The sequence below is a fragment of the Pseudomonas sp. JUb52 genome (genome assembly GCF_004341115.1).
In the GTDB taxonomy this organism is placed as follows: domain Bacteria; phylum Pseudomonadota; class Gammaproteobacteria; order Pseudomonadales; family Pseudomonadaceae; genus Chryseomonas; species Chryseomonas oryzihabitans.
The window spans coordinates 42133-63542 of sequence record NZ_SLYS01000006.1 but is presented as its reverse complement, the minus strand read 5'-3'; the positions used below and the strand labels follow the sequence as shown (position 1 = coordinate 63542).

Annotated in this window: 19 protein-coding genes; 10 read left to right on the top strand and 9 right to left on the bottom strand. The window is 66.3% G+C overall.

All coding sequences use genetic code 11. The features are described 5' to 3' along the window. Positions 1–71 precede the first annotated feature (71 nt). From EC839_RS11865 to EC839_RS11830, 8 genes are all read right to left on the bottom strand, one after another. Positions 72–1994, bottom strand: coding sequence for a PrkA family serine protein kinase (locus tag EC839_RS11865; RefSeq protein ID WP_007159742.1), 1923 nt, complete (start codon positions 1992–1994; stop codon positions 72–74). A 377-nt stretch (positions 1995–2371) separates the two neighbouring features. Next, the gene (gene glpE / locus EC839_RS11860) at positions 2372–2698 is read right to left on the bottom strand and encodes a thiosulfate sulfurtransferase GlpE (protein WP_007159741.1); all 327 of its coding nucleotides are present in this window, start codon (positions 2696–2698) and stop codon (positions 2372–2374) included. After that, entirely contained in the window at positions 2695–3516 is an 822-nt protein-coding gene (locus tag EC839_RS11855; protein WP_007159740.1) for a symmetrical bis(5'-nucleosyl)-tetraphosphatase, read from the bottom strand. Before EC839_RS11855 ends, glpE begins: the two co-directional genes overlap by 4 nt. A 171-nt stretch (positions 3517–3687) precedes the next feature. Further along, positions 3688–4074, bottom strand: a complete 387-nt coding sequence (gene apaG, locus EC839_RS11850; RefSeq protein WP_007159739.1) for a Co2+/Mg2+ efflux protein ApaG — start codon at positions 4072–4074, stop codon at positions 3688–3690. A 34-nt stretch (positions 4075–4108) separates the two neighbouring features. Further along, on the bottom strand, positions 4109–4900 hold the full coding sequence (gene rsmA / locus EC839_RS11845) for a 16S rRNA (adenine(1518)-N(6)/adenine(1519)-N(6))-dimethyltransferase RsmA (RefSeq protein WP_007159738.1): 792 nt from the start codon (positions 4898–4900) through the stop codon (positions 4109–4111). 88 nt (positions 4901–4988) lie between these two features. Beyond that, a complete protein-coding gene (gene pdxA, locus EC839_RS11840) occupies positions 4989–5984 on the bottom strand; it encodes a 4-hydroxythreonine-4-phosphate dehydrogenase PdxA (protein WP_007159737.1) in 996 nt (331 codons plus the stop codon). Between the two features lie 51 nt (positions 5985–6035). After that, the gene (locus EC839_RS11835) at positions 6036–7331 is read right to left on the bottom strand and encodes a peptidylprolyl isomerase (protein ID WP_007159736.1); all 1296 of its coding nucleotides are present in this window, start codon (positions 7329–7331) and stop codon (positions 6036–6038) included. Further along, on the bottom strand, positions 7312–10116 hold the full coding sequence (locus tag EC839_RS11830; protein ID WP_039975495.1) for an LPS-assembly protein LptD: 2805 nt from the start codon (positions 10114–10116) through the stop codon (positions 7312–7314). Before EC839_RS11830 ends, EC839_RS11835 begins: the two co-directional genes overlap by 20 nt. Positions 10117–10235: 119 nt before the next feature. Here EC839_RS11830 and EC839_RS11825 point away from each other — a divergent pair, with 119 nt between their 5' ends. From EC839_RS11825 to EC839_RS11815, 3 genes are read left to right on the top strand one after another with little or no spacing between them, the layout of a single operon-like run. Next, the gene (locus EC839_RS11825; RefSeq protein ID WP_132832559.1) at positions 10236–11258 is read left to right on the top strand and encodes an aminoglycoside phosphotransferase family protein; all 1023 of its coding nucleotides are present in this window, start codon (positions 10236–10238) and stop codon (positions 11256–11258) included. Beyond that, entirely contained in the window at positions 11255–11920 is a 666-nt protein-coding gene (gene murU, locus EC839_RS11820; protein WP_007159733.1) for an N-acetylmuramate alpha-1-phosphate uridylyltransferase MurU, read from the top strand. The genes EC839_RS11825 and murU overlap by 4 nt, the downstream gene beginning before the upstream one ends. Next, complete coding sequence (locus EC839_RS11815; RefSeq protein ID WP_007159732.1) at positions 11917–12681, top strand: DnaJ domain-containing protein; 765 nt, start codon at positions 11917–11919, stop codon at positions 12679–12681. The genes murU and EC839_RS11815 overlap by 4 nt, the downstream gene beginning before the upstream one ends. Here the strand turns inward: EC839_RS11815 and EC839_RS11810 are convergent. Further along, positions 12656–13666: a DUF3530 family protein gene (locus EC839_RS11810; RefSeq protein WP_007159731.1), complete on the bottom strand. Its 1011-nt coding sequence runs from the start codon at positions 13664–13666 to the stop codon at positions 12656–12658. The genes EC839_RS11815 and EC839_RS11810 overlap by 26 nt on opposite strands. A 138-nt stretch (positions 13667–13804) precedes the next feature. Here EC839_RS11810 and rpe point away from each other — a divergent pair, with 138 nt between their 5' ends. The 7 genes from rpe to EC839_RS11775 all read left to right on the top strand — a co-directional run bounded on the left by rpe (position 13805) and on the right by EC839_RS11775 (position 21408). Continuing rightward, on the top strand, positions 13805–14482 hold the full coding sequence (gene rpe / locus EC839_RS11805; RefSeq protein ID WP_007159730.1) for a ribulose-phosphate 3-epimerase: 678 nt from the start codon (positions 13805–13807) through the stop codon (positions 14480–14482). After that, complete coding sequence (locus EC839_RS11800; protein WP_007159729.1) at positions 14479–15159, top strand: phosphoglycolate phosphatase; 681 nt, start codon at positions 14479–14481, stop codon at positions 15157–15159. Before rpe ends, EC839_RS11800 begins: the two co-directional genes overlap by 4 nt. Before the next feature lie 240 nt (positions 15160–15399). After that, positions 15400–16878, top strand: coding sequence for an anthranilate synthase component I (gene trpE, locus EC839_RS11795; protein ID WP_007159728.1), 1479 nt, complete (start codon positions 15400–15402; stop codon positions 16876–16878). Positions 16879–16888: 10 nt separating this feature from the next. Next, positions 16889–17482, top strand: a complete 594-nt coding sequence (locus tag EC839_RS11790) for an aminodeoxychorismate/anthranilate synthase component II (protein ID WP_007159727.1) — start codon at positions 16889–16891, stop codon at positions 17480–17482. Then, the gene (gene trpD / locus EC839_RS11785) at positions 17483–18532 is read left to right on the top strand and encodes an anthranilate phosphoribosyltransferase (protein WP_007159726.1); all 1050 of its coding nucleotides are present in this window, start codon (positions 17483–17485) and stop codon (positions 18530–18532) included. Then, on the top strand, positions 18529–19356 hold the full coding sequence (trpC, locus tag EC839_RS11780) for an indole-3-glycerol phosphate synthase TrpC (RefSeq protein WP_007159725.1): 828 nt from the start codon (positions 18529–18531) through the stop codon (positions 19354–19356). Before trpD ends, trpC begins: the two co-directional genes overlap by 4 nt. A gap of 270 nt (positions 19357–19626) precedes the next feature. Next, positions 19627–21408: a BCCT family transporter gene (locus EC839_RS11775; RefSeq protein WP_007159724.1), complete on the top strand. Its 1782-nt coding sequence runs from the start codon at positions 19627–19629 to the stop codon at positions 21406–21408. Positions 21409–21410 lie beyond the last annotated feature (2 nt).

Below are 21410 nucleotides of genomic sequence, written 5' to 3'. Positions count from 1 at the left end.
CCCTCCGGGCTATTGCAGGACGCCACGACGACGCGGCAGGCGCGTCGTCGCGGGTTCAGCCTCAGGCTGCCTTACTGCGACTTGCGTACCCGTGAATACCACTCGGACAGCAGTCGCACCTGCTTCTCGGTGTACCCGCGCTGGACCATGCGGGTGACGAAGTCGCTGTGCTTCTGCTGGTCTTCCTTGCTGGCCTTGGCATTGAAGCTGATGACCGGCAAGAGCTCCTCGGTGTTGGAGAACATCTTCTTCTCGATCACCGCGCGCAGCTTCTCGTAGGACAGCCAACTCGGATTCTTGCCGTTATTGTTGGCACGGGCGCGCAACACGAAGTTGACGATCTCGTTGCGGAAATCCTTCGGATTGCTGATGCCGGCCGGTTTCTCGATCTTTTCCAGTTCCTCGTTGAGGGAGGCGCGATTGAGGATCTCGCCGGTTTCCGGGTCGCGGTATTCCTGATCCTGGATCCAGAAGTCGGCATAGAGCACATAGCGGTCGAAGATGTTCTGGCCGTATTCGCTGTAGGACTCGAGGTAGGCGGTCTGGATCTCCTTGCCGATGAATTCCACGTAGCGCGGCGCCAGGTATTCCTTGATGAATCTCATGTAGCGTTCGCGGGTCTCGGCCGGGAATTGCTCGGCTTCGATCTGCTGCTCCAGCACATAGAGCAGGTGCACCGGGTTGGCCGCGATCTCGTTGGCGTCGAAGTTGAACACCCGCGAGAGGATCTTGAAGGCGAAGCGGGTCGAGAGGCCGTTCATGCCCTCGTCGACGCCGGCGCTGTCACGGTATTCCTGGATCGACTTGGCCTTGGGATCGGTGTCCTTGAGATTCTCGCCGTCGTAGACGCGCATCTTCGAATAGATGTTGGAGTTTTCCGGTTCCTTGAGCCGCGAGAGCACCGAGAACTGGGCCAGCATCTTCAGGGTATCCGGCGCGCAATGGGCGCTGGCCAGGGAGCTGTTGACCAAGAGCTTGTCGTAGATGTGGATCTCGTCGGAGACGCGCAGGCAGTAGGGCACCTTGACGATGTAGATCCGGTCGATGAAGGCCTCGTTGTTCTTGTTGTTGCGGAAGGTGTGCCACTCGGATTCGTTGGAGTGGGCCAGGATGATGCCGCTGTAGGGCAGGGCGCCGAGGCCTTCGGTGCTGTTGTAGTTGCCTTCCTGGGTCGCGGTCAGCAGGGGGTGCAGGACCTTGATCGGGGCCTTGAACATCTCCACGAATTCCATCAGGCCCTGGTTGGCCCGGCACAGGGCGCCGGAATAGCTGTAGGCGTCCGCATCGTTCTGCGGGTATTCCTCCAGCTTGCGGATGTCCACCTTGCCCACCAGGGCGGAGATGTCCTGGTTGTTCTCGTCGCCCGGTTCGGTCTTGGCGATGGCGATCTGGTTGAGGATGGAAGGATAGAGCTTGACCACCCGGAACTTGCTGATGTCCCCGCCGAATTCCTGCAGGCGCTTGGCCGCCCAGGGCGACATGATGCTGCGCAGGTAGTGGCGGGGGATGCCGTAGTCCTCTTCGAGGATCTGGCCGTCTTCGTCGGGATTGAACAGCCCGAGGGGCGATTCGAATACCGGCGAGCCCTTGATGGCGTAGAAGGGGATCTTCTCGATCAGGTGCTTGAGTTTCTCCGCGAGGGACGACTTGCCGCCGCCCACCGGGCCGAGCAGATAGAGGATCTGCTTCTTCTCTTCCAACCCCTGCGCCGCATGGCGGAAGTAGGACACGATCTGCTCGATGCAGTCTTCCATGCCATGGAAGTCGGCAAAGGCCGGATAGCGGCGGATGACCTTGTTGGAAAAGATGCGCGACAGGCGTGAATCACTGGTGGTGTCCACCAGTTCGGGTTCGCCGATGGCCATGAGCATGCGCTCGGCGGCACTGGCAAAGGCGGTACGATCCTTCTTGCAGATCTCAAGGTATTCCTGAAGGGAATACTCTTCCTGGCGAGTCGCTTCAAAACGCCCCTGGAAGTGACTGAAAATGCTCATGACGTCTCCTCGCTGGATACCCTGGACCAGCTTGGAATCGATGCCTGGAGCCTTGCCTTGCTGCCGGTGGGGAGCGGTCATGCCGGGCGACTAAAGATAACGTCTCTAATACCTTAGCGGTCGTCTTGCCTAATCGATCCTTACACGCCTGCAGAATAGGGTTGGGTTTCGAGAGACGCACGAAGGAGACCGATGGAAACGGTCCCCCTGGAATTCCCCCGAATCTCCAGTGGTTACACCGATGGTCCAAAGCCGGTTATCGAGCCCGCCGTTTCCGGAGGGCCTGATTCCAGAATAGTCCTATCTGCGAGATGTGGAAGAGCCAATTCGGTTTATTCTTGTAACGACAGCGTCAATCGGCTGTGCTAGAGGCACGCTCAGGCCTGACCGCTGGCGGTCTCGTCGGGATAGCGGGTGCGCCAGTTTTCGAAGCCGCCGTCGACGCTGTAGACCTGGCTGAAGCCCTGGCCGGCGAGGAAGGCGGCCGCGCTCTGGCTGGAGTGGCCGTGGTAGCAGAACACCAGCAGCGGCGCGTCCAGATCGGCGGCGGCGATGAAGTCGTGGATGTTCTGGTTGTCGAGTCGTTGCGCCCCGGCGACGTGCAGGGCGGCGTAGCTGTGCGGATCGCGGATGTCGACGATCTGGGCGCCCTGGCTGCGCAGCTCCAGGGCCCGCTCGGGGGAGATACAGGTGAATTCGCTCATTTCTTCTCCTTGCAACTGCAGAGATGACGGCGGTTGCCGTCGACGTCGAGCAGGGTCATGTCGCCGCCCCAGACGCAGCCGCTGTCGAGGGCCTCGACATTGGGCGCCGCGCAGCGACCCTTGAGCGCGGCCCAGTGGCCGAACAGGATGCGCACGTCGCGGGTCAGCCGGTGCTCATGGCTGAACCAGGGGGCGAAGCCGGCCGGTGCGCTGTCCAGGCCTTCCTTGCTTTTGAATTCCAGCCGACCTTCGGGGCTGCAGAATCTCATGCGCGTCAGGTAGTTGGTGATCAGGCGCAGGCGTTCCTGGCCTTGGAGATCATCTTGCCAGAGCGCCGGCTCGTTGCCATACATCTGCTCGAGAAAGGGCACATGGGCCTGGTCATCGCGCAACACGGCTGCCACTTCGCCGGCCAGGCTGATGGCCTGGGCCAGAGTCCACTGCGGCGGCAGACCGGCATGGACCAGCACGCAATTGCGCTCGGCATCGTGCTGGATCAGCGGCAGGTGGCGCAGCCAATGCAGCAATTCGTCGCGATCGGGGGCGGCGAGGATATCGCTCAGGGTGTCCTGCTTCTTCAGCTTGGCGCCGCCCAAGGCCACGGCCAGCAGGTGCAGGTCGTGGTTGCCCAGGACGCTGACCAGCGAATCGCGCATCGCGTACAGGTATCTCAGGGTTTCCAGAGATTGCGGGCCGCGATTGACCAGATCCCCTACCAGCCAGAGGCGGTCCCGCGCGGGATCGAAACGGACCTCGTCGAGGAGGCATTTGAGCGGGTCGAGGCAACCTTGCAGATCGCCAACGGCGTACAGCGTCATCGGGACTCCTAGTGTGGGGTTTTAGAAGTTCGCGCAAGCTTCGGCGAGTGATTTTTTGGTCTGGGCCAGGCGCTGCGACGAGTCATAGCAGGGCTATGGCGAGGAGTAGCAACGCCGCCCAGGGCGAAAAAGCGCCGCCAAAATTGTGTAGATAACTTCTGAAACACCACATTAGTGCAGCGAGCCGGGTACGGCCAGGCGGAAGGTGGGGATGGCGGCTTCGAAGAGATGGCCATCGCTGGCGACCATCTGGTAGCTGCCCCTCATGCTGCCGACCTGGGTCGGCATCAGGGTGCCGCTGGAGTAGCTGTGGGTTTCGCCCGGGGCGATCAGCGGCTGCTCGCCCACCACGCCCGGTCCGCGCACTTCCTGCGCCTCGCCATTGCCATCGGTGATGATCCAGTGGCGACTGAGCAGCTGCGCCGGCAGCTGGCCGTCGTTGCGGATGCTCACGTCGTAGGCGAAGGCGTAGCGCTCCTGGCTGGCACTGGATTGCTCGGGCAGGTAGCGGGTGGTGACCTGCACGGTGATGAGATAGCGCGGATCGGGCTCGGTCACGGGAGAATTCTCTGCGGAGGCGGGTGGAAAGGCTTCAGCTGGACGCCAGCTGGTTGGCCAAACGCACGTAGGCGGCCAGGTCCAGCTGCTCGGGGCGCAGCCCTGGATCGACGTCGGCGGCCTCGATGGCGGCGCTGTCCAGGGTGCCCTTGAGGGTGTTCCTGAGGGTCTTGCGGCGCTGGCCGAAGGCCTCGCGGACGACGCGCTCCAGCAGGACCGGATCGCGGGCCACGTGGGGCCGCTCGGTATGGGGCACCAGGCGCACGATGGCCGAATCCACCTTGGGCGGCGGATTGAAGGCGCCCGGGCCGACGTTGAACAGGTGCTCCACGCGGCAGTGGTACTGCACCATGATCGACAACCGACCCCAGTCGCCATTGCCCGGTACCGCGGCCAAGCGTTCCACCACTTCCTTCTGCAGCATGAAGTGCATGTCGGCGATGATGTCGGCGAAGCTGAGCAGGTGGAAGATCAGCGGCGTGGAGATGTTGTAGGGCAGGTTGCCCACCACCCGCAGTCGATCGCCGGCGGCGATGCTGGAGAGGTCGTATTTCATGGCGTCACCCTGGTGCAGGGTGAACAGCGGATTGAGGCCGAACTTGAGTCGGAGCAGGGGAATCAGGTCCTGGTCCAGCTCGATGACGTCGAGCCGGGCACCGCTGCCGAGTAGGCCCTTGGTCAGGGCGCCCTGGCCCGGGCCGATTTCCAGCAGGCGCTCGCCGGGCCGTCCGTGGATGGCGCGGAGGATGCGATGGATCACCCCGGCGTCGTGCAGGAAGTTCTGGCCGAACCTCTTGCGGGCGCGGTGTTGGTAGAGCTCGGTCATCAGGTGCTCCGGCGCAGGCAGCGGGCCTGCGATTTCAAGACGGCAAAGACCCACCAGTTTAGCAGACCCTTGACCGTCACCGGAGCGTTCAGGTCACCGAACGGCGATGGGCCGCCATGCTGTAGGCGGTCTCCAGGGCCACCTTCAGACTGCCGGTATCGATGCGTCCGCTGCCGGCCAGGTCGAGGGCGGTGCCATGGTCGACCGAGGTGCGGATGATCGGCAGGCCCAGGGTCACGTTGACCGCGGCGCCGAATCCCTTGTGCTTGAGCACCGGCAGGCCCTGATCGTGATACATGGCCAGGACGGCATCGCAGTGCTCCAGGTGCTTGGGGGTGAAGAGGGTGTCGGCAGGCAGCGGCCCGACGAGGTCGAGGCCTTCGGCGCGCAGGCTGTCCAGCGCCGGCTCGATGATCTCGATTTCTTCCCGGCCCAGATGACCGCCTTCGCCGGCATGGGGATTGAGACCGCAGACCAGGATGCGTGGGCGGGCCACGCCGAAATAGCGCTGCAGATCGCCATGCAGGATGCGGGTCACGTCCAGCAGCGTCTGGCGGTCGATGGCATCGGCCACCTCGCGCAGCGGCAGATGGGTGGTGACCAGGGCCACTCTCAGGCCGGCGGTCGCCAGCAGCATCACCACCTGCGGGGTGTGGGTCAGTTCGGCGAGGAATTCGGTATGGCCGGAAAAGGCCACGCCCCCGTCGTTGATCACGCCCTTGTGCACCGGCGCGGTGATCATGCCGGCGAAGGTGCCGTCGAGGCAGCCCTGGCCGGCGCGCGTCAGGGTGTCCAGGACATAGGCGGCGTTGGCGGTGTCGAGCTGGCCGGTCACCACCGGCGCACCCAGCGGGGTGTCCCAGACATAGAGGGCACCGGCGGGTGCCGGGCGGTCGGGCCAGGCCGCGGGGGCGACCGTGATGAGCTCGATGGCGAGTCCCAGTTCGAGCGCGCGGGCGGCCAGGAGGTCGCGGCTGGCGATGGCGATCAGGGCGTGGGGCTGAGCCACGCGGGCCAGCAGCAGGCAGAGGTCGGGACCGATACCGGCGGGCTCACCGGGGGTCAGGGCGAAGCGCAGGGCCATGGCGGGCTCCGGAAACAAGAAGGCCGCAGGGGGGTGCCTGCGGCCTCGGGGTTACTGCTTGATCTCGACGTAGGCTTCGTCGCGGATCTGCCGCAGCCAGGTCTGCAGCTCCTGGTCGTACTTGCGGCTACGCAGGAGATTCAACGCCTGCTGCTCGCGGGCCTGCTGGGTGTTGTCGGTGGCCCGACGACCCAGGACTTCCAGAATGTGCCAGCCGAAGGCGGTGCGGAACGGCTGCGACAGCTGGTTGACCGGCGAATTGTTCATGACCTCGCGGAATTCCGGCACCAGGGATTCCGGATTGATCCAGCCCAGGTCGCCGCCATTGAGCGCGGAGCCCGGATCTTCCGAGAAGCTCTTGGCCAGGGTCGCGAAGCTCTCGCCGTTCTGGATGCGCTCGCGCAGGCGCGCGGCCAGGCGCTGGGTCTCGGCATCGCTACGCACGGCATTGGGCTTGAGCAGGATGTGCCGGACGTGCACCTCGTCGACGATGCTGGCCTCGCCACCGCGCTTCTCTTCCACCTTGAGGATCACGAAGCCGCCGGGTACGCGCACGGGCTGGGTGATGCCGCCGACGCCGACGCTGCCGATCAGGCGGTCGAAGGGCGGGGGCAGCTGGGCAGCCTTGCGCCAGCCGATCTCGCCACCGTCGAGGGCGTTGTCCCCGGCCGAGCGGGCGATGGCCAGCTGGTTGAAGTCGGCGCCCTGACGCAGCTGGTTGTAGGTGTCCTGGGCCTGGCGCGCGGCGGCGTCGAGACCGGCATTGCCGGCGTTGTCGGCCACCGGGATCAGGATGTTGGCCAGCCGGTATTCCTCGGACAGCTGCAGCTTGCCCAGGTCCGAGGCGAGGAAGTTCTGCACTTCCTGCTGGGTGACCTGCACGCGCTGACCGACCTGACGCTGGCGCACCCGGCTGATCATCATCTCGCGCCGGACCTGCTCGCGCGCGGCATCGTAGGAGAGACCGTCGCGGGCCAGGGCCTGGCGGAATTCGGCCACGCTCAGGCCATTGCGCTGGGCAATGGTGGCGACGGCCTGATTGAGTTCCTCGTCGGAGATCTTCACGCCCATGCGGCCGGCCAGCTGCATCTGGATGTCTTCCAGGATCAGCCGCTCGAGCACCTGCTGGCGCAATTCGCTTTCCGGCGGTGCCGCGGCGCCGCGGCGGGTGATGTTCTGCTTGACCTCGTTGAGTCGCTGATCGAGCTGGCTTTGCATGACCACGTCGTTGTCGACGATGGCCACGACCTTGTCCAGCGGTACCACGGCAGCCTGAACCAGGGGGGTGAGGGCGAGCGCCGCGCCCAGGGCGAGCGGGCGCAGGGCGTTACATAGCTTGGTCTTCACGTTCACGATAGCCTTGAATGCCTCTGTCCAGGAAGCCTTCGGTCTTGCCGCCGAAGACGTTGCCGAGTCCCTTGAGCACGATCTGCAGGAAGATCCCGCGATCGGCTTCGGAGCTCTGGGCGGTGTAGAAGACGTCGTCTTCGCTCTTGAGCCAGTAGCGGCTGATCAGGCGCAGCTTCCAGCAGCAGTTGTCGTACTCGAAGCCACCGAAGGCTTCCAGGGTACGGCTCTTGTTGTAGTCGAACTGCCAGCGGGCGATGGCGGACCACTGGGGCACGATCGGCCAGATGAAGGAGATGTCGTGCTGGTCGACCTTGTAGTCGTCGCTGTTGTAGGTGAAGCGGCCGAAGTTCGGATCGAATACCCGGACGTTGTCACGATAGCGATAGCCGACGTTGAGGATCTTGCCCGGCTCGGCTTCCGGCTGGTAGTGGAACATGACGCTGCCGGAGTCGGTTTGGTGCAGGGTCGGATCCCAGTTGAATTCACCGTTCACGCGCCAGTCGCGGTTGAAGCGATACATGCCGGCCAGGGCATAGGGCGAGCGGGAGGTGGTGGCCTGGGGATTGTCGATGTTCTGACCCAGGCTGCGGGCGTAGGCCAGGTCATCCTTGGTCAGGCCGGGCAGTTGCACTTCCCGGTCGCGGAAGTAGAACAGCTGGCCGAAGCTGACGTTGGCACGCTCGAAGCCGTTGGGCTCGATGAAGCGGCTGGTGGCACCCAGGGCCAGCTGGTTGGCGTCGCCGATGCGGTCGCGACCGGTGAAGCGGTTGTCGCGCCACAGCGAGCTGTAGCTGAAGGTGTATTCGCCGGTATCGAACACCGGGAGATCGTCCTGGTCGCGGTTTGGCACGTAGAGGTACTTGGCGCGGGGTTCCAGGGTCTGCTTGCCGCCTTCGCCGAACAGATTCGAGGTGCGGTCGAAGTAGAGACCGCTGTCCAGGCTGAAGATCGGTACCGAACGGGTCGGGCTGTCATTGAAGCTGGTCACGCTGGAGCCGGCCGAGGCGCGACGACCACCGCCGACCAGCGGCGAATTCAGGTCGTTCTGACCGGTGCTGTCCAGATCCAGATCGTAGCGCGTGTAGGCATAGCGCACCGACGGCGTCAGGAAGCCCCAGGACGCGGTCATCGGGCGGGCGATGCCCGGCTCGACGTGGTAGCGATTGCCTTCCGCGCGGGTCAGGCCGAAGAGGTTGACGTCCGGGCGGTTGCGCACGTTGGTGCGATTGCCGTTGTCGTCCAGGTCGAAGTAGGTGTTGTCGTCGAAGCTGCGGGTGAAGCGCACCGCCTCGGTGTCGTAGGTGAAGTCCAGACCGCCTGGGTTGTAGGGCAGGGCGCCGGTCAGGGTCAGCTGCGGCAGGCGGTTGTAGGGCGTCACGTCGGAGACCGTGGCCAGCTGGTAGGCCTGGGCGTTGAGGCCGGCGACAAAGGTGTCGCCACGGTAGGTCAGGCGGCCCTGCTGGTTGACGTAGGTCGGCTTGTTGATGCCGAGGTCGGTGTCCAGGTCCTGGAAGTAGTAGGGATCGCTGATGCGGGTGTAGTCGACCTCGGCCATCAGGCGCGAGTCTAGGCCGCTGCGGTTCTTCCAGCCGTACAGCCAGCGGTTGTCGGTGGCTTCCGGTTCGCCCTCGTGCTCCGGATCGGTGTCCTTGAGGTAGGAACCGTAGACCTCGCCTTCGCTGCTGCGGGTCAGGTAGCGGAAGTCACCCTCGGTCTGCAGGCCATGCTTGGCCATGTAGCGCGGATAGAGGGTGGCGTCGTAGTTGGGCGCCAGGTTGAAGTAGTAGGGCGTGGTGATCGCGAAGCCGGTGTCGCTGGAGGTGCTGATCGAGGGCGCCAGGAAACCGGACTGCCGACGGTCGTCGATCGGGAAGTAGATGAAAGGCGTATAGAGGACCGGAATGTCCTTGACCCGCAGCGTCGCGTTGGTCGCATAACCCAGGCCGGTGGCCGGGTTCAGGGTCACGGTGTTGCCCTTGACCTGCCAGGCGTTGCTGCCCGGTTCGCAGGTGGTGTAGGTGCCATCCTTGAGGCGGATGATGGCGTCGTCGCCACGCTTGGCATAGAGCGCGCTGCCGCGAGCACGGCTCTGGTGCATGACGAATTCGGCGTTGTCGACCTGAACCTGGCCGTTGTCCAGCTGCAGATCGGCCTTGTCGCCGACCATCAACAGGCCATTGTCGCGGAATTTGACGTTGCCCTTGAGCTCGCCGCGATTCTCCAGCTGGTGCAGGTTGGCTTCCTGGGATTCCACCTGCATGCCGCCCTGCCGCAGTACCACGTCGCCGGCCAGGGTGGCGACCTGCTGCTCCTGCTCGTAGCGCGAGGCCTTGGCCGAGACGTAGGTCGGGGCCTTGGATGTCGGGGTGTCGTCGTACATGCCCGGGCGCTGCGGCTCGACATAGGCGCCGCTGCAGTAGGGGCCGGTCTCGGCCAGCTGGGCCGGAGTCAGCTGATCGCGCGGGACCCAGTCCAGGTGACTGTAATCGGCGCTGCGGGACTTGAGGGCACGACCCTTGCTCTCGGTCACCAGCACGGCATCGTCGCCCTTGCGTGCAGCCGGCTCGGCGGCGACGCCCTGGGTCTCGCCCTTGCTCGGACGGGGCGGGATGGCCGCGGTCGGTGCCTGGGTGTTGCACGACCAGCCACCACCGGCGCCGGCACTGCAGCTGAACTGCTCGGCGGGCGCGGCGATAAGGGCGGTGACGGGCTGCATGGCGAGCAGGCTGCCGGTTACCAAGAGGGGGAATTTTCTGCGAAACGCGGGGGTTTTCACGGCCATCCTTAAAGTCGTCCTGCACGCCGGCCATTAAGGGGCCGCGGCCTCTCGATGGGCTCAAAAAGATAGCGGATAATAAAACATGACCTGCGCATCGGCTAGGGCCGGGGGATCCGCTGTAAATGACTGAAGATGTTCGCTTAAACCAGATAGAAGACTGGCTGACCACCGTTCTACCGGAAATTTTCCGGGAGCAGGCCTGGGGCGAGGTGCCCGCGGGCAGCCTGACCGCGGCCAGCAGCGATGCCAGCTTTCGCCGTTATTTCCGCTGGACGGGCGAGGGCCGCAGCCTGATCGTGATGGATGCGCCGCCACCGCAGGAGGACTGCCGTCCGTTCGTCCAGGTGGCCGCGCTGCTGGCCGCGGCCGGGGTCCATGTGCCGCGCATCCTGGCCCAGGATCTGGAGCGGGGATTCCTGCTGCTGAGCGACCTCGGCACCCTGACCTATCTGGAGGTGATCAATGCGGCCAATGCCGACGATTATTTCCAGGCGGCCATCGACGCCCTGCTGGCGTTTCAGGGCAAGCAGCCGACGAACGGCAGCCTGCCGCTCTACGACAGGGCTCTGCTCGCCCGCGAGTTGAGTCTGTTTCCGGAGTGGTACGTGGGTCGCGAACTGGACACGACCCTGAGCGCCAGCCAGCTCGAGCGCTGGCAGGCCATCTGCGAGGTGCTGATCGACAGCGCCCTGGCGCAACTCCAGGTGCTCGTTCATCGGGACTTCATGCCGCGCAACCTGATGCTCAGCACGCCCAATCCGGGCGTATTGGACTTCCAGGATGCGGTCATCGGCCCGGTGACCTATGACATCACCAGCCTGTTCAAGGATGCCTTCCTCAGCTGGCCGGAGCCATTGGTGCAGCGCTGGCTGCTGGGCTACTGGGAACAGGCCCGCGCCGCCGGCATCCCGGTGCAGGCCGAGTTCGCCGACTTCCAGCGGGCGTCGGATCTGATGGGCGTGCAGCGCCATCTCAAGGTGATGGGCATCTTCGCCCGCATCTGGCACCGCGACGGCAAGCCGCGCTATGTCGCCGACACCCCGCGCTTTCTCGCCTACATCCGCACCGTGGTGGCGCGCCGCCCCGAGCTGGCCGACCTCGGCGCCTTGCTTGACGAGCTGCATGCCGAGCGGGCCGAGGCATGAAGGCCATGATCCTGGCGGCGGGCAAGGGCGAGCGGATGCGACCCCTGACGCTGAGCCTGCCCAAGCCGCTGATCGAGGTGAACGGCCGACCGCTGATCGAGCACCACATCCGGGCCCTGGCGGCGGCGGGCATCACCGAGCTGGTGATCAATCACGCCTGGCTGGGCGCCCAGCTGGAAGCCGCCCTGGGCGATGGCAGTCCGCTGGGGGTCGCCATCCGCTTCTCCCCCGAGGGTGAGCCGCTGGAAACCGGGGGCGGCATCTTTCGCGCGCTGCCGCTGCTGGGCAGCGCGCCCTTCGTGCTGGTCAACGGCGACATCCGTACCGACTTCGCCTTTGGCAGCCTGGCCCTGCCGGCCGGTTGCCTGGCGCACCTGGTGCTGGTCGACAATCCGCTGCATCACCCGAGCGGCGACTTCGGCCTGGTGGACGGGCGGATCACCCTGGACGCCCCGGAAAAGCTCACCTACAGCGGCATCGCTGTGCTTCATCCGCAACTGTTCGCCGGTTGCACGGCCGGGGCCTTCAAGCTGGTGGACGTGCTGCGGCCGGCCATTGCCGCCGGGCAGGTCTCGGGCCAGCGACTGGACGGTCGCTGGGTGGACGTTGGCACCCTGGAGCGGCTGGCGGAAGCGGAGCGGCTGTTCGAGGCGGCTTCTTGAAGATCTGGTTCTGGCCGCTGACGCTGCTGGGTTTCCTGGCCGGCTGGGCGGTGGCCAGCATTCCCGGTGCGCTGCTGGTGGCGCTGCTCGCCCATGCCGGCGAGCGGCAACTGGGGCTGACCTCCCTGGCGGGCTGGAAGGCGCGCTGGCAGGGGCGTCCCGGGCGCTTCGAGCACCAGGCGCAATTCCAGATGCTCGGCCGGCTGGCCAAGCGCGGCGGACGGGTGCTGACCGCCCACATCCGCCAGGCCGAAGGCGAGATCGAGCGTCTGGGGCTGGGCGCCGACGACCGCAAGAAGGCCATCGCCGCTTTCGAGCAGGGCAAGGGCGGCACCCTGCCGTCGACGGCCGATCTGCAGCGCCTCAGCGAGCGCAGCGAAGGCATCCTGCGCGCCTGCTGGCGCATGGTCTGGATCAGCGGCAGCGTGCGCCCCGGCGATCGCGACGAGATCCTCGGCTGGGGCCAGGCGATGGGCCTGGCCGAAGCCCAGGTACTGGCCCTGCAGCCGCCGGTGCAGACGGCGCCACGCCAGCCCAGCAACGAAGAAAAGTATCGCAAGGCGCTGCAGTTGCTTGGCGTCACCGATGACGCCGATGCCGCCACGGTCAAGCAGACCTATCGGCGGCTGCTCTCGCGCCATCACCCCGACAAGAAGGCCGGCGCCGGGGCTGGCCAGTCGGCGGTCTATGCCGCTGCCCAGCGCACCGCCGAGCTGCATGCCGCCTACCAGGTGATCAAGAAGCGGCGGGGCTTCCGCTAGCGGCCGGTGGCAGCCGATCCAGCCAGGCGCGCAGGCGGCGGACGGTCTGTTCCTGCTCGGCGGCCCGGTCGCCGGGAATCACCGGCAGATCGATCTGCCGATAGCCCTTGTTGGCCTTTTGCGCCGCGCGCTCCTTGCGCCGTTGGGCGGCCGCTCCGGGGGCGTGCACCAGGTCGGCGATCTGCAAGTCGGTCTTGCCCATGGTAGCGTCCAGCCGCGGTGGCAGCCCCTGGGGCTCGCGACCGTCAATTAGCACCAGTTGCCTGACCTCGGCCGGTTCCTTTTCCGCCAGATAGCGCGCCGCCCAGTAGGCGCCGGTGCCGTGACCGACCAGTACGATGGGGCTGGCGCCCTGTTGCAGCGCCAGGTCGATGCCGGCGGCGATGCGCGCCAGTACCCGGGTAGCCTGGACATTGGCCGCGGCTTCGGGATCCACCGGTGCGACCGCCGCCTGGGCCGGTTCGCCGCTGCCGGCTTCGGCCTGGGTCGGGGCGGCGGGCGCCGTACCGCTGCCGCCGGTCACTGGCGGTGCCGCCTGCTCGCTGTTGGCCTGGGCGTCGGTGTCCGCCGGCGCGGTGTCCCGCTCAATCGCCACCACGGGGTCATAGGGATCGGGCAGGCTCAGGCTGATGGTCTGCCAGCCGAAGGTGGGCAGCTGCTGGCGCACGGGCGCCACCACATTGGGCCAGTCGGCCGATTCGCCATCGCCCGGCACCAGCACCACCGTTCCGGCGGCCTTGGCCTGGGCGGCAGGCATTAGGAGAGCGAGAAAGGATTCGTCGCCGGCCTGCAGGGTCTTCTGCTGCTCGGCGGGCAGTTGCCGCATCAGCGCCTGCTGCTGCTCCTGGCTGCGCTCCAGCGCGGGGGCCACGGCTGCCGGCGCCGCAGGCGTTTCCGGCGAAGGAGTAGGCGCCTCTTCGGCAAGCACCGGGGCGGCAAGACCGAGCAGGAGGAGGCAGAGCGGCAGCAGGGCGGGCGACGACATCGACGGGAATCCTCGACAGGGGGACGGTTGACCCTGGCGAGCCTACCGCCGTTCGCCCCGTCGGGGCAGCGGGAACGCCCGAGCCGCAGACGGATCTCCGTTACAATGCCGCCACTTAACCTTCGCCGAGGCTATCCCATGCAACCCTTCGCCATCGCTCCCTCGATCCTGTCCGCCGATTTCGCCCGTCTGGGCGAGGAAGTCGACAAGGTCCTCGCCGCCGGTGCCGACATGGTCCATTTCGACGTGATGGACAACCACTATGTGCCCAATCTCACCATCGGCCCCATGGTCTGCAAGGCGCTGCGCAACTATGGCGTGACCGCGCCCATCGATGTCCATCTGATGGTCAAGCCGGTGGATCGCATCATCGGCGACTTCATCGAGGCCGGCGCCACCGACATCACCTTCCACCCCGAGGCCTCCGAGCACATCGATCGCTCGCTGCAGCTGATCAAGGACGGCGGTTGCCGGGCCGGCCTGGTGTTCAATCCGGCCACCTCGCTGGATGCCCTGAAGTACGTTATGGACAAGATCGACATGGTGCTGCTGATGAGCGTCAACCCCGGCTTCGGCGGCCAGAAATTCATTCCCGGCACCCTCGACAAGCTGCGCGAGGCACGCGCCCTGATCGACGCCTCCGGCCGGCCGATCCGCCTGGAGATCGATGGCGGGGTCAACGTCAAGAACATCGGCGAGATCGCCCGTGCCGGGGCCGATACCTTCGTTGCCGGTTCGGCCATCTTCGGCCAGCCCGACTATGCCGCGGTGATCCAGGCGATGCGCGCCGAACTGGCCAAGGCCCAGTCGGTATGAGCGCCCTGGTACGCCTTGGCGGCGGGCATCCGCCCGCCCTGGTGATGTTCGACCTCGACGGCACCCTGCTGGATTCGGCGCCGGACCTGGCCGCCGCAGTGGACGCCATGCTCGAGCGCCTGGGCCGCGCGCCGGCGGGACTGGACAAGGTGCGGCTGTGGATCGGCAATGGCGCCCGGGTACTGGTACGCCGGGCGCTGGCGGATGACATGCGGCATGACGCCGTGGACGATGCCGCCGCCGACGAGGCCCTGGCGCTGTTCATGGAGCTCTATGGCGGCAGCCACGCCCTGACCCGCGTCTATCCCGGCGTGCTGGACAGCCTGGCGCTGCTGCGCACCCTGGGCGTGCGCCTGGCGGTGATCACCAACAAGCCGGAGCGCTTCGTCGCGCCGCTCTTGGCCGACATGGGCCTGGGCGACTTCGACTGGATCGTCGGCGGCGATACCCTGCCGCAGCAGAAGCCCGATCCGGCGGGCTTGCTGTGGGTCATGCAGCAGGCGGGGGTGGCGGCCGGCCAGGCCCTGTTCATCGGCGATTCGCGCAACGACATCCGCGCCGCCCGCGCCGCCGGGGTGCGCTGCGTGGCCCTCAGCTATGGCTACAACCATGGCGAGCCCATCGCCAGCGAGCAGCCGGATCTGGTCGTCGACGATCTGCGCGAACTGTTCATCTAGCGCGCCGAGGTGGCCGGCCGGTTGCCATGCCGCGCCGGCTAGGCTAACGTGGCCCTTCACCCCGCCCCAAGAGCAAGAGATCGCATCGTGGTGGTCACCCGCACAGGCTCCTCGCGAGCATGGATGAAAGTCATCAAGGCCCTGGCCCGTTGGCGCTGGCGCGCCTGATTTCGTCCCTGCCGGTATCAGACCGGCACGCTGTGCACCCGACCTTTCGTTTTCCTCGCCACGAGGCTGATCATGACCCGCGACGACTTCCTGCGCCTGGCCGCTCAAGGCTATAACCGCATTCCCCTGGCCTTCGAAACCCTGGCTGACTTCGATACCCCGCTGTCCATCTACCTGAAACTGGCCGATGGCCCCAATTCCTATCTCCTGGAATCGGTGCAGGGCGGCGAGAAATGGGGGCGTTACTCCATCATCGGCCTGCCGTGCAGTCGCGTCCTGCGTGTCCATGGTCACCGCGTGGTGGTCAGCGACGCCGGTCGCGAGGTCGAGGTGATCGAGCACTGCGACGATCCCCTGGCCTTCGTCGAAGCCTTCAAGGCGCGCTATCGCGTGCCGACCCTGGACGGCCTGCCACGCTTCAATGGCGGCCTGGTGGGCTACTTCGGCTACGACAGCGTGCGCTACGTGGAGCGGCGCCTGGCGGCCTGCCCCAATCCCGATCCGCTGGGGACGCCCGACATCCTGCTAATGGTGTCCGATGCCGTGGTGGTGTTCGACAACCTGGCTGGCAAGATCCACGCGATCGTACTGGCCGATCCGGACGAGGCCGAGGCCTTCGACGCCGCCCAGACGCGGCTGGCCGATATCCTCGACCGCCTGCGCCAGCCCATCGTGCCGCGCCGCGGCCTGGACCTTTCCGCCCCGGCCGGGCCGGAGCCGAGCTTCCGTTCCAGCTTCAGTCGCGAGGATTTCGAAGGCGCGGTGCAGCGCATCAAGGACTACATCCTGGCCGGCGACTGCATGCAGGTGGTGCCCTCGCAGCGCATGTCCATCGCCTTCCAGGCAGCGCCCATCGACCTCTATCGGGCGCTGCGCTGCTTCAACCCCACGCCCTACATGTACTTCTTCAACTTCGGCGACTTCCATGTGGTGGGCAGTTCGCCCGAGGTGCTGGTGCGGGTGGAGGACGGCGAGATCACCGTGCGCCCCATCGCCGGGACCCGTCCGCGTGGCGCCACCGAAGAAGCCGATCTGGCGCTGGAGCGCGACCTGCTGGCCGATGCCAAGGAGCTGGCCGAGCACCTGATGCTGATCGACCTGGGGCGCAACGACGTGGGCCGGGTCTCCAGCACCGGCAGCGTGACCCTGACCGAGAAGATGGTCATCGAGCGTTATTCCAATGTCATGCACATCGTCAGCAACGTCACCGGCCGGCTCAAGCCCGAGCTGAGCGCCATGGACGCCCTGCGCGCCATCCTGCCGGCCGGGACCCTGTCCGGGGCGCCGAAGATCCGCGCCATGGAGATCATCGACGAACTGGAACCGGTCAAGCGGGGCATCTACGGTGGCGCCGTGGGCTACCTGGCCTGGAACGGCAACATGGACACCGCCATCGCCATCCGCACCGCGGTAATCAAGGACGGCGAACTGCACGTGCAGGCCGGGGCAGGCATCGTTGCCGACTCGGTGCCGGCGCTGGAGTGGGAAGAGACCCTCAACAAGCGTCGCGCCATGTTCCGCGCCGTCACCCTTGCCGAACAGTCCGTCTGAGGAATCCACCATGCTGCTGATGCTCGATAACTACGATTCCTTTACCTACAACCTGGTGCAGTACCTGGGCGAGCTGGGCGCCGAGGTCAAGGTGGTGCGCAACGACGAGGTGCCGGTCGAGGCGCTGGACGACCTGGCGCCGGAGCGCATCGTCGTCTCCCCCGGTCCCTGCACGCCCAACGAGGCGGGCATCTCACTGGCCACCCTGGAGCGCTTCGCCGGCAGGCTGCCGGTGCTGGGCGTCTGCCTGGGCCACCAGAGTCTGGGCCAGGCCTTTGGCGGCGAGGTGGTGCGGGCGCGCGAGCCGATGCACGGCAAGACCAGCCCGGTCTACCACAATGGCGAGGGCGTCTTCGCCGGCCTGCCCAATCCCTTCACCGTGACCCGCTACCACTCGCTGGTGGTCAAGCGCGAGACCCTGCCCGAGTGCCTGGAGATCACCGCCTGGACCCAGCATCCGGACGGCAGCATGGACGAGATCATGGGCCTGCGGCATCGCGAGTTCATGATCGAGGGGGTGCAGTTCCATCCCGAATCCATTCTCACCGAGCATGGCCATGATCTGTTGGCCAACTTTCTCCAGCAGCAGGGAGGACGGCGCTAGATGGACATCAAGCAGGCCCTGAATCGCATCAGCGGACAACTCGACCTCAATGTGGCCGAGATGCAGGCGGTGATGCGCCAGATCATGACCGGTGGCGCCGACGAGGCGCAGATCGGTGCCTTCCTCATGGGCATGCGCATCAAGAGCGAGACCATCGACGAGATCTGCGGCGCGGTCAGCGTGATGCGCGAACTGGCCACCCCGGTGGTGCTGCCGACCCTCGACCATGTGGTCGACGTGGTGGGCACAGGCGGCGATGGCGCTAACATCTTCAACGTCTCCTCGGCCTCGGTGTTCGTGGTCGCGGCGGCGGGCGGCAAGGTGGCCAAGCACGGCAATCGCGCGGTTTCCGGCAAGAGCGGCAGTGCCGATCTGCTGGAGGCCGCCGGCATCTACCTGGAGCTGACCCCGGCGCAGATCGCCCGCTGCGTCGAGCAGGTCGGCGTCGGCTTCATGTTCGCCCAGTCGCACCACAGCGCGATGCGCCATGCCGCTGGGCCGCGCCGCTCCCTGGGGCTGCGCACTCTGTTCAACATGCTCGGCCCCCTGACCAACCCGGCCGGTGTCCGGCACCAGGTGGTCGGGGTGTTCAGCGCCGCGCTGTGCCGGCCGCTGGCCGAGGTGCTGCAGCGCCTGGGCAGCCACCACGTGCTGGTGGTGCACTCCCGCGACGGCCTGGACGAATTCAGCCTGGCCGCGGCGACCCAGGTCGCCGAGCTCAAGGACGGCAGCATCAGCGAATACCAGGTGCTGCCGGAGGATCTGGGCATCAAGAGCCAGACCCTGGTCGGCCTCACCGTGGACGGCCCCGAGGCCTCCCTGGCGCTGATCCGCGACGCCCTCGGCCGGCGCAAGACCGAAGCCGGGCAAAAGGCCGCCGACATGATCGTGCTCAACGCCGGCGCGGCGCTCTACGCCGCGGATCTCGCCCACAGCCTGCATGAAGGGGTACTCTTGGCCCACGACGCGCTCTACAGCGGCCTGGCCCGGGAAAAGCTGGACGAGCTCGCCCATTTCACATCCGTCTATAGCGAGGAGGGTCGCCCGTGAGTGTGCCAACCGTGTTGCAGAAGATCCTGGCCCGCAAGGCCGAGGAAATCGCCCAGCTCAAGGCACGGACCAGCCTGGCCGAACTCGAGGCCCAGGCCCGTGCCGCCGACGCCCCGCGCGGCTTCGCCCGCGCCCTGCAGGCCCAGGTGGCGCGCAAGGAAGCGGCGATCATCGCCGAGGTGAAGAAGGCCTCGCCGAGCAAGGGCGTGATCCGTGAACACTTCGTGCCGGCCGAGATCGCCCACAGCTACGCCCTGGGCGGGGCCACCTGCCTGAGCGTGCTCACCGACGTGGACTTCTTCCAGGGTGGCAACGCCTATCTGCAGCAGGCGCGTGCCGCCTGCCAGCTGCCGGTGATCCGCAAGGACTTCCTCGTCGATCCCATCCAGGTGGTGGAAGCCCGGGCCATCGGCGCCGACTGCATCCTGCTGATCGTCGCCGCGCTGGACGACGGCCTGATGGGCGAACTAGCCGCCACGGCCAAGGACGTTGGCCTGGACGTGCTGGTCGAGGTGCATGACGGCGCCGAGCTGGAACGCGCCCTGACGGTGCTGGATACCCCGCTGGTGGGGGTCAACAACCGCAATCTGCACACCTTCGAGGTCAGCCTGGAAGCCACCCTAGATCTCCTGCCGCGCATCCCCCAGGATCGCCTGGTGATCACCGAGAGCGGCATTCTCAATCGCGCCGACGTGGAGCTGATGGAAACCAACGAGGTGCGCGCCTTCCTGGTCGGCGAAGCCTTCATGCGCGCCGACGAACCGGGTCAGGAGCTGCAGCGTCTGTTCTTCCCGGATCGCCGCTTCCCGCTCAGGGACGCCTGAGGCTTCGGTCGTCCGCACCAGGCCCCGGGGACAACCCCGGGGCCTTTTTCTTTCCACAGGGTGATCCAGGTCGACTCGCGCCCACCCCGGGCGGCGGGAACGACCTCCGTGTGCCCGCTGCCGACGCAGGGCTTTGTTTCTGTAGGGATAAACCCGGTTAATGGCCTCCGACTCGTTGCACCGTGGCGAGTCGCGGAGGCGGCTGGCCGTCGCAGGACGAACCAGGGCTCCGCCGCACCAGGCCATCCATAACCAGGGCATGCGAGAACCATGGCAACGGAAGAAAAAAGCGAAACACTTGATATCAGCGTCACCGATCCCTCCCGGACCGAGGAGGCGCGACGGGATCGGCGACTCGCCGGCACCACCGACTGGGTGGTCTTCGGCGTCACCAGCATCGCCGCGCTGGCCTTCGTGATCTGGGGCTTCGTCAGCCAGGCCAGTCTGGCCAGCAGCGCCTCGACCGCCCAGGGCTGGGTGATCACCCATTTCGGCTGGCTGTTCGTGCTCACCTCCACCGGCTTCGTCGTCTTCGTCATCTGGCTGGCCGCCAGTCGCTATGGGCGGATCCCCCTGGGGCGCGACGACGAGCAACCGGAATTTCGCACTCTCTCCTGGGTGGCGATGATGTTCAGCGCCGGCATGGGCATCGGCCTGATGTTCTTTGGCGTCGCCGAGCCGCTGTCGCACTATCTCAATCCGCCACCCGGCGGCGCCGCGGGACAGAGCAGCGCCGCCCTGCAGGTGGCCATGGCGACCACGCTGTTCCACTGGACCCTGCACCCCTGGGCCATCTACGCCGTGGTCGGCCTGGCCATCGCCTATGGCACCTATCGCCGCGGCCGTTGCCAGCTGATCTCGGTGGCCTTCCGCCCGCTGATCGGCAGGCACGCCAACGGCCCCCTCGGCCGCGTCATCGACATGATGGCGATCTTCGCCACCCTGTTCGGCTCGGCCGCTTCCCTGGGCCTGGGCGCCCTGCAGATCGCCGGCGGCCTGGAGCACAACGGCTGGATCGAGCAACCCGGAAAGCTGCTCTACATCAGCATCATCACGGTGCTGACGGTGGCCTTCGTCATCTCCGCCGTGTCCGGGGTCGAGAAGGGCATCCAGTGGCTGTCCAACACCAACATGGTGCTGGCGGTGGCCCTGGCCGTGTTCGTCTTCGTCGTCGGTCCGACCCTGCTGATGCTCAACCTGCTGCCCACCGCCATCGGCGACTACATCGACCTGCTGCCGGAAATGATGGCGCGTACCAGTGCCAGCGGAGGCGAGGCCATGGGCAACTGGCTGTCCAGCTGGACGGTGTTCTACTGGGCCTGGTGGATCTCCTGGACACCCTTCGTCGGCATGTTCATCGCCCGCATCAGTCGCGGCCGCACCATCCGCCAGTTCGTCACCGGGGTCCTGCTAGTGCCGAGTCTGGTCAGCGTGGTCTGGTTCGTCATCTTCGGCGGCGCGGCCATCGATGCCATGCGCCAGGGCGCCTTCACCCTGGTCGACGGCGCGGTGAACAGCAACTTCGCCCTCTACGACCTGCTGGCCAGCTATCCCTGGGTCTCGGTGACTTCGGTGCTGGTCATGGTGCTGGTGGCGATCTTCTTCGTGTCCGGCGCCGACGCCGCCTCCCTGGTGATGGGGACCCTGTCCGAGCGCGGTACCACCGAGCCCTCGCGGCGCACGGTGATCTTCTGGGGCGCCCTCACCGGCGCGGTGGCGGCGATCATGCTGGCCATCGGCGACCCGGGCAATCCGGGTGCGGCGCTCAATGGCCTGCAGAATCTGACCATCGTGGTCTCGCTGCCCTTCGTGGTGGTGATGGCGCTGCTGTGCCTGGCGCTCTATCGCGATCTGCGCAGCGATCCGCTGATGCTGCGGCATCTGCGCGGTACCGAGCTGATCGAGAAGGCGGTGCTCTATGGTGCGGTCAAGCACGGCGAAGAATTCCACTTCGTCGTGGGTGAGCCCAAGGCCAAGGGGAGCGAAGAGAAGACCGTCGACGAGAAGGCCACGGTGCGGGTGGAAAAGGTGTCGCGTAAGGTCGAGAGCTGAAG